4 protein-coding genes and 1 pseudogene are annotated in these 6,011 nt (G+C 71.2%); 4 read left to right on the top strand and 1 reads right to left on the bottom strand.

Annotated elements, in window-relative coordinates; all coding sequences use genetic code 11:
• Nucleotides 1–433 precede the first annotated feature (433 nt).
• The 3 genes from DBR36_RS14805 to DBR36_RS14795 all read left to right on the top strand — a co-directional run bounded on the left by DBR36_RS14805 (nt 434) and on the right by DBR36_RS14795 (nt 2,246).
• Complete coding sequence (locus tag DBR36_RS14805) at nt 434–919, top strand: FHA domain-containing protein (RefSeq protein WP_108320521.1); 486 nt, start codon at nt 434–436, stop codon at nt 917–919.
• A complete protein-coding gene (locus DBR36_RS14800) occupies nt 919–1,605 on the top strand; it encodes a MerR family transcriptional regulator (protein ID WP_108320520.1) in 687 nt (228 codons plus the stop codon). The genes DBR36_RS14805 and DBR36_RS14800 overlap by 1 nt, the downstream gene beginning before the upstream one ends.
• A gap of 95 nt (nt 1,606–1,700) precedes the next feature.
• Nucleotides 1,701–2,246, top strand: coding sequence for a MerR family transcriptional regulator (locus DBR36_RS14795; RefSeq protein ID WP_108320519.1), 546 nt, complete (start codon nt 1,701–1,703; stop codon nt 2,244–2,246).
• Between the two features lie 221 nt (nt 2,247–2,467).
• Here DBR36_RS14795 and DBR36_RS14790 read toward each other — a convergent pair whose 3' ends face one another.
• Nucleotides 2,468–3,280 carry a ParA family protein gene (locus tag DBR36_RS14790; protein WP_108320518.1) on the bottom strand — a complete coding sequence of 271 codons (813 nt, stop codon included), beginning with the start codon at nt 3,278–3,280 and terminating at the stop codon, nt 2,468–2,470.
• A gap of 68 nt (nt 3,281–3,348) precedes the next feature.
• On the opposite strand from DBR36_RS14790, the pseudogene DBR36_RS14785 reads away from it, so the two are divergent.
• Nucleotides 3,349–6,011: pseudogene (locus DBR36_RS14785) on the top strand (pyruvate carboxylase); the annotation flags it as partial.

Below are 6,011 nucleotides of genomic sequence, written 5' to 3'. Positions count from 1 at the left end.
GGGACGGGAGCGCATCGAGGACGGCGTCGGCACCCGGGTCGCTCGAGACCAGCTCGTCGTGCGCGGACGCCGGCAGAGCCGGGAGGAGCACGGCGGCCAGGGCAAGCAGCACGGCGGCCACGACGGCGGAAAGGGAGCGTCGGCGGAGAGCGGAGGGAGAGGTCACCCGGCGAGCCTAACGAGGGCGTCCGACATCGTCCTGGGAGCGTCGCGGGTGATCCGCCGCGCCCGGCGGGTGCACGCGGGGGTGGCCGGACTCGACAGGGGCGACCCCGGGTCGATAGGTTCGAGTGTCTCGTCGACCGATTCCGCACCCCCATCTCCGCGGCGTCGTCGACGAAGTCGAGACATCACGCCTCACCATGGCCCGCGTCCGCTCGGTCGCTCCTTCCGCGCAGAAGCGATCGGTTATGGTGAAAGAGAGGGAGTAGCCGTGGACGAGACCAGCCGATTCGATCGCGACGAGATCCGACGCGCGGCCGACGCCGCCGCCGATCGCGCGCACGACACGACCCAGACCCACGACGCCGACCTGTCGTTCGTCCCCTTCGGAGCCGACCTCACCGAGGCCGAGCTCGAGGCCATCGACGCGCTGCCCTCGGGTGCGGCTCTGCTGATCGTGCGCTCGGGCCCGACGACCGGTGCGCGCTACCTGCTCGACACCGACGTCACGACCGTGGGCCGGCATCCCGAAGCCGACCTCTTCTTCGACGACGTCACGGTCTCGCGTCGTCACGCCGAGATCATCCGCAACGGCAGCGCGTTCGAGATCGTCGATCAGCGCTCGCTCAACGGCAGCTACGTCAACGGTGAGCGCGTCGACCGCTCGGCGCTGGTCAACGGCTCCGAGGTGCGCATCGGCAAGTTCCGGCTGAACTTCTTCGGTTCGCCCGTCGACCTGCCCGCGGCAGAGCACTGATGGCGGCAGCCCCCTCCCGTGGTCGTCAGGCGGCTGCGGGGCTGCTCAGCATCGGCCAGGTGCTCGCGCGCCTGGCCCCCGACTTCCCGGCGCTGACGTCCAGCAAGCTGCGCTTCCTCGAGGTGCAGGGCATCGTCACGCCCACCCGTACCGAGTCCGGGTACCGCAAGTTCTCGGGCGCCGACCTCGAGAGGCTGCGCCTGGCGCTCACCCTCCAGCGCGACCACTACCTGCCGCTCGTCGTGATCCGCGAGTACCTCGAGGATCTCGACGCCGGCCGCAATCCCGCGCCGCCCACCGCGATCCCCTCGATGACCACGGCTCCGCGCCGTTACCGCCGCGAAGAGCTTCTGGCCGCGGCCGGTGCCGGCCCGCAGCTGCTCAACGACGCGGTCAGCACGGGCGTGATCGCCGCGGCCGACAGCTACTCCGAGCAGACGGTCACGCTGCTGCGCGCCCTGGTCGCGCTCGATCGGCACGGGATCGAGCCCCGGCACGTCCGCTCGCTGCGTCAGAGCGCCGAGCGCGAGGTGTCCCTCGTGGAGTCCGCGCTGTCGGCTCTGCTGCGTCGTCCCGATGCGCCCTCGCGCGCCAAGGCGAGCGAGCTCGCGCCCGAGCTGGCGACGCGTCTCGACGAGGTCCGCGCGATGTTCGTGCGCGACGCCCTGGAGCGATTGCTGTCCTGATCGCGACACGCCGCGGCCCTCGGAGCGGATGTGATTGCCGGGGGAGCCTCGCTGATCTAGCGTGGAAGAAACGAGCAGAAGAGGAGGGCGCGAGCATGAACGCTGGCGACGCAGTCGGCGAACCCCGGTTCGCCACCGACCTCCTCTTCACCGACGGCCTGCCCGAGATGGACGACGACACCGGATACCGCGGAGCGGTCGCCGCCCGCGCCGCCGGGATCACCTACCGTCAGCTCGACTACTGGGCCCGCACCGAACTCGTCGTCCCCACCGTGCGCGGCGCGAGCGGCTCCGGTTCGCAGCGTCTCTACGGCTTTCGCGACATCCTGGTGCTCAAGCTCGTCAAGCGCCTCCTCGACACCGGCATCTCGCTGCAGCAGATCCGCACCGCGGTCGACCAGCTGCGTGCGGCCGGCATCCGCGACCTCGCGGGTACGACGCTCATGAGCGACGGCGCCTCGGTCTACCTCTGCACCTCGAACGACGAGGTCATCGACCTCGTCAGCCGCGGTCAGGGCGTCTTCGGCATCGCGGTCGGCAAGGTGCTGCGCGAGGTCGAGTCGACGCTGGTGGACTTCGAGAAGGCCACCCCCGAGGCGGTCGACGAGCTCGCCGCCCGCCGCGCGGCCCGCACCGCCTGACGCGCCCCCGACGCTTTCGAATCCCGGATGCCGCGGCATCCACGTTCCGTGTGCCCGGCTGCCTGCACCGCCCGACGCTCTCGGATCCCGGATGCCACGGCATCCACGTTCCATGTGCCCGGACCCCTCGACGGGCTCGGGGTCCTCGACCGGATCACCCGGGAAGAAGAAACGCCGCCCCGGCTGCAGCGCAGCGGGACGGCGTTCTCGCGAAGGCGGGGTCAGGCCTGCGGGGCCTCGGACGCGACCGGGATCCGACCCGTGCGCACGATGCGGTCGAGCAGGGCGTCGAAGTCGGCGGCGAGCTCCTGCGCCGAATCGCCCGGCCACACGTGCAGCGGCTTGGCAGCACCCTGCGCCTGCTGCAGCGAGGTGCGCTCGGGCAGCTGCGGATTGAGCACGAGCGGACCGAACATGTCACGCAGTTCTTTGATGCGGAACTGGTGCTCGATCGACTGCGGACGCACGCGGTTGACCACGACGCCGAGGGGCTGCAGACGCGGCGACAGGCCGCGGCGGATCTCTTCGATCGCGCGCAGGGCGCGGTCGGCGGCGGCGACCGAGAACAGACCCGGCTCGGTCACCACGACCACGCGGTCGCTCGCGGCCCACGCCGTGCGCGTGAGCGCGTTCAGCGAGGGCGCGCAGTCGATGAGCACGAGGTCGTACTCGCTCTCGATCGTGGCGAGGGCCTCTTCGAGCTTCCAGACGTCGCGCACGCTCGGGTGCGGACCGTCGAAGTTGATGGCCGACGGGCTGCCGATGAGCACGTCGATGGTGCCCGGATGCACCTTGGCCCACCCGCTCGAGGTGATCGCCTGGCGCACGACCTTCTCTTTCGGGTTCGCCAGGACATCGGCGATGTTGAGGCGACCGGCGACCTGGATGTCCATCCCGGTCGACACGTCGGACTGGGGGTCGAGGTCGACGACGAGAGTGCGAACGCCACGTGCGAAGGCGGCCGAAGCCAGCCCGAGTGTCACGGTCGTCTTGCCGACCCCGCCTTTGAGAGAGCTGACGGAGAGTACGTGCACGAGAGTCCACGTTACCGTCCCCTAGGCTGTGAGCACATTCAGCTCCGCCAGCTTGACGTGAGGTGCGCATGTTCTCGAAGATCCTGGTCGCCAATCGCGGGGAGATCGCCATCCGGGCGTTCCGCGCCGCTTACGAGGTCGGAGCGCGCACCGTCGCGGTCTACCCGTACGAGGACCGCGCGTCCCTGCACCGCCTGAAGGCGGACGAGGCCTACCAGATCGGCGAGCGCGGGCATCCCGTGCGCGCCTACCTCGACGTGGACGAGATCATCCGTGTCGCGCGCGAGTGCGGAGCGGATGCCATCTACCCCGGCTACGGATTCCTGTCCGAGAATCCGGAGCTCGCCGCCAAGGCCGCGGCTCACGGCATCACCTTCATCGGCCCGCCCGCCGAGGTGCTGTCGATGGCGGGCAACAAGGTCACCGCGAAGGAGCACGCCGTCGCCGCGGGCGTCCCCGTGCTGCGCTCCACTCCCGCGTCGGACGACATCGACGCGCTGCTGGCCCAGGCCGACGACATCGGCTTCCCCCTCTTCGCCAAGGCGGTCGCCGGTGGTGGCGGGCGCGGGATGCGCCGCGTCGGGAGCATCGGCGAGCTGGCCCCGGCTCTGGCCGAGGCCATGCGCGAGGCGCAGAGCGCCTTCGGCGACCCCCGCATGTTCCTCGAGCAGGCCGTGCAGCGCCCGCGGCACGTCGAGGTGCAGATCCTCGCGGATGCCACGGGCGAGACCGTGCACCTGTTCGAGCGCGACTGCTCGGTCCAGCGCCGCCACCAGAAGGTCATCGAGATCGCGCCGGCCCCGAATCTGGACGACGCCGTGCGCCAGGACCTGCACCGTCACGCGGTCGCCTTCGCCCGGTCGATCGGCTACCAGAACGCCGGGACCGTGGAGTTCCTGCTCGAGACGGCGGGACCGCGAACGGGCGAGGTCGTCTTCATCGAGATGAACCCCCGCATCCAGGTCGAGCACACCGTGACCGAGGAGGTCACCGACGTCGACCTCGTGCAGTCGCAGATGCGCATCGCCGCGGGGCAGACCCTCGCCGACCTCGATCTGCGCCAGGACGACATCCGCCTGCGCGGAGCCGCCCTGCAGTGCCGCATCACGACCGAGGACCCCACGCAGGGCTTCCGCCCCGACACCGGCAAGATCACCACCTACCGTTCGCCCGGCGGCGCCGGCATCCGTCTCGACGGCGGGACGACCGCCGCGGGGTCGCAGGTGAGCCCGCACTTCGACTCGATGCTGTCGAAGCTGTCGTGCCGCGGGCGCGACTTCCCGGCGGCGGTCGCCCGCGCCCGGCGCGCCCTGGCCGAGTTCCGCATCCGCGGCGTCTCGACCAACATCCCGTTCCTTCAGGCGGTGCTCGACGACCCCGCGTTCGTCGCCGGCGATCTCAGCACCTCGTTCATCGACGAGCGTCCCGAGCTGCTGAAGGGGCGCGAGTCCAAGGACCGCGGCACCAAGATCCTGTCCTGGCTGGTCGACACGACCGTCAACCGGCCGAACGGCGAGAACCCCCTATCGATCGACCCGGCGGCGAAGCTCCCGCGCCTGGACCTCGCCGAGCCCGCCCCTGACGGCTCGCGCCAGCGGCTGCAGCAGCTCGGACCCGCGGGCTTCGCCCGTGCCCTGCGCGAGCAGACGGCTCTCGCCGTCACCGAGACGACGTTCCGCGACGCCCACCAGTCGCTCCTGGCGACGCGCGTGCGCACGCGCGACCTGGCGCGGGTCGCGCCGTACGTCGCGCGGATGACGCCCGGACTGCTGTCGGTCGAGGCGTGGGGAGGGGCGACCTACGACGTCGCCCTGCGATTCCTCGGCGAAGACCCCTGGGAGCGCCTCGACGCGCTGCGCCAGGCCCTGCCGAACGTGGCGATCCAGATGCTCCTGCGCGGCCGCAACACGGTCGGTTACACCCCCTACCCCACGCAGGTGACCGATGCGTTCGTGGCGGAGGCCGCGGCATCCGGTGTCGACATCTTCCGCATCTTCGATGCGCTCAACGACGTGTCGCAGATGCGGCCCGCGATCGACGCGGTACGGGCGACGGGCACCGCGGTCGCCGAGGTGGCGGTCTGCTACACGGGAGATCTGCTCGACCCCGCCGAGAACCTGTACACCCTTGACTACTACCTACGCCTGGCGGAGCAGATCGTCGAGGCGGGCGCGCACATCCTGGCCGTGAAGGACATGGCCGGTCTGCTGCGTCCGGCGGCGGCGGCGCGCCTGGTGTCGGCGCTGCGCGAGCGCTTCGACCTGCCGGTCCACGTGCACACGCACGACACCGCCGGAGGGCAGCTCGCCACGCTGCTGGCCGCCTCGGCGGCCGGGGCGGATGCCGTCGACGCGGCCTCGGCGCCGATGGCCGGCACCACGAGCCAGCCCTCGCTCTCGGCCCTCGTGGCCGCCCTCGCCCACACCGAACGCGACACGGGGATCGACCTGGCCGCCGTGAGCGACCTCGAGCCGTACTGGGGAGGCGGTGCGTCATCTGTACCGTCCGTTCGAGTCGGGCCTCGCCGGTCCGACCGGGCGCGTGTACCGTCACGAGATCCCCGGGGGCCAGCTCTCCAACCTGCGTCAGCAGGCGATCGCCCTGGGGCTCGCCGACGATTTCGAGCTCATCGAGGACATGTACGCCGCGGCCGACCGCATCCTGGGACGCGTGCCCAAGGTCACGCCCTCGTCGAAGGTCGTGGGCGATCTGGCGCTGCACCTGGCCGCCG

Source organism: Microbacterium sp. HMWF026 (assembly GCF_003061325.1).
Lineage (GTDB): Bacteria > Actinomycetota > Actinomycetes > Actinomycetales > Microbacteriaceae > Microbacterium > Microbacterium testaceum_E.
The sequence above is the reverse complement of the archived record's forward strand: the minus strand, read 5'-3'. Positions and strand labels throughout refer to the sequence as shown.

What these genes read in the sequence shown, in the direction of transcription:
- DBR36_RS14800 (WP_108320520.1), top strand. Translation starts at nt 919, where the DNA reads ATGGCGGCAGCCCCCTCCCGTGGTCGTCAGGCGGCTGCGGGGCTGCTC.
- DBR36_RS14795 (WP_108320519.1), top strand. Translation starts at nt 1,701, where the DNA reads ATGAACGCTGGCGACGCAGTCGGCGAACCCCGGTTCGCCACCGACCTC.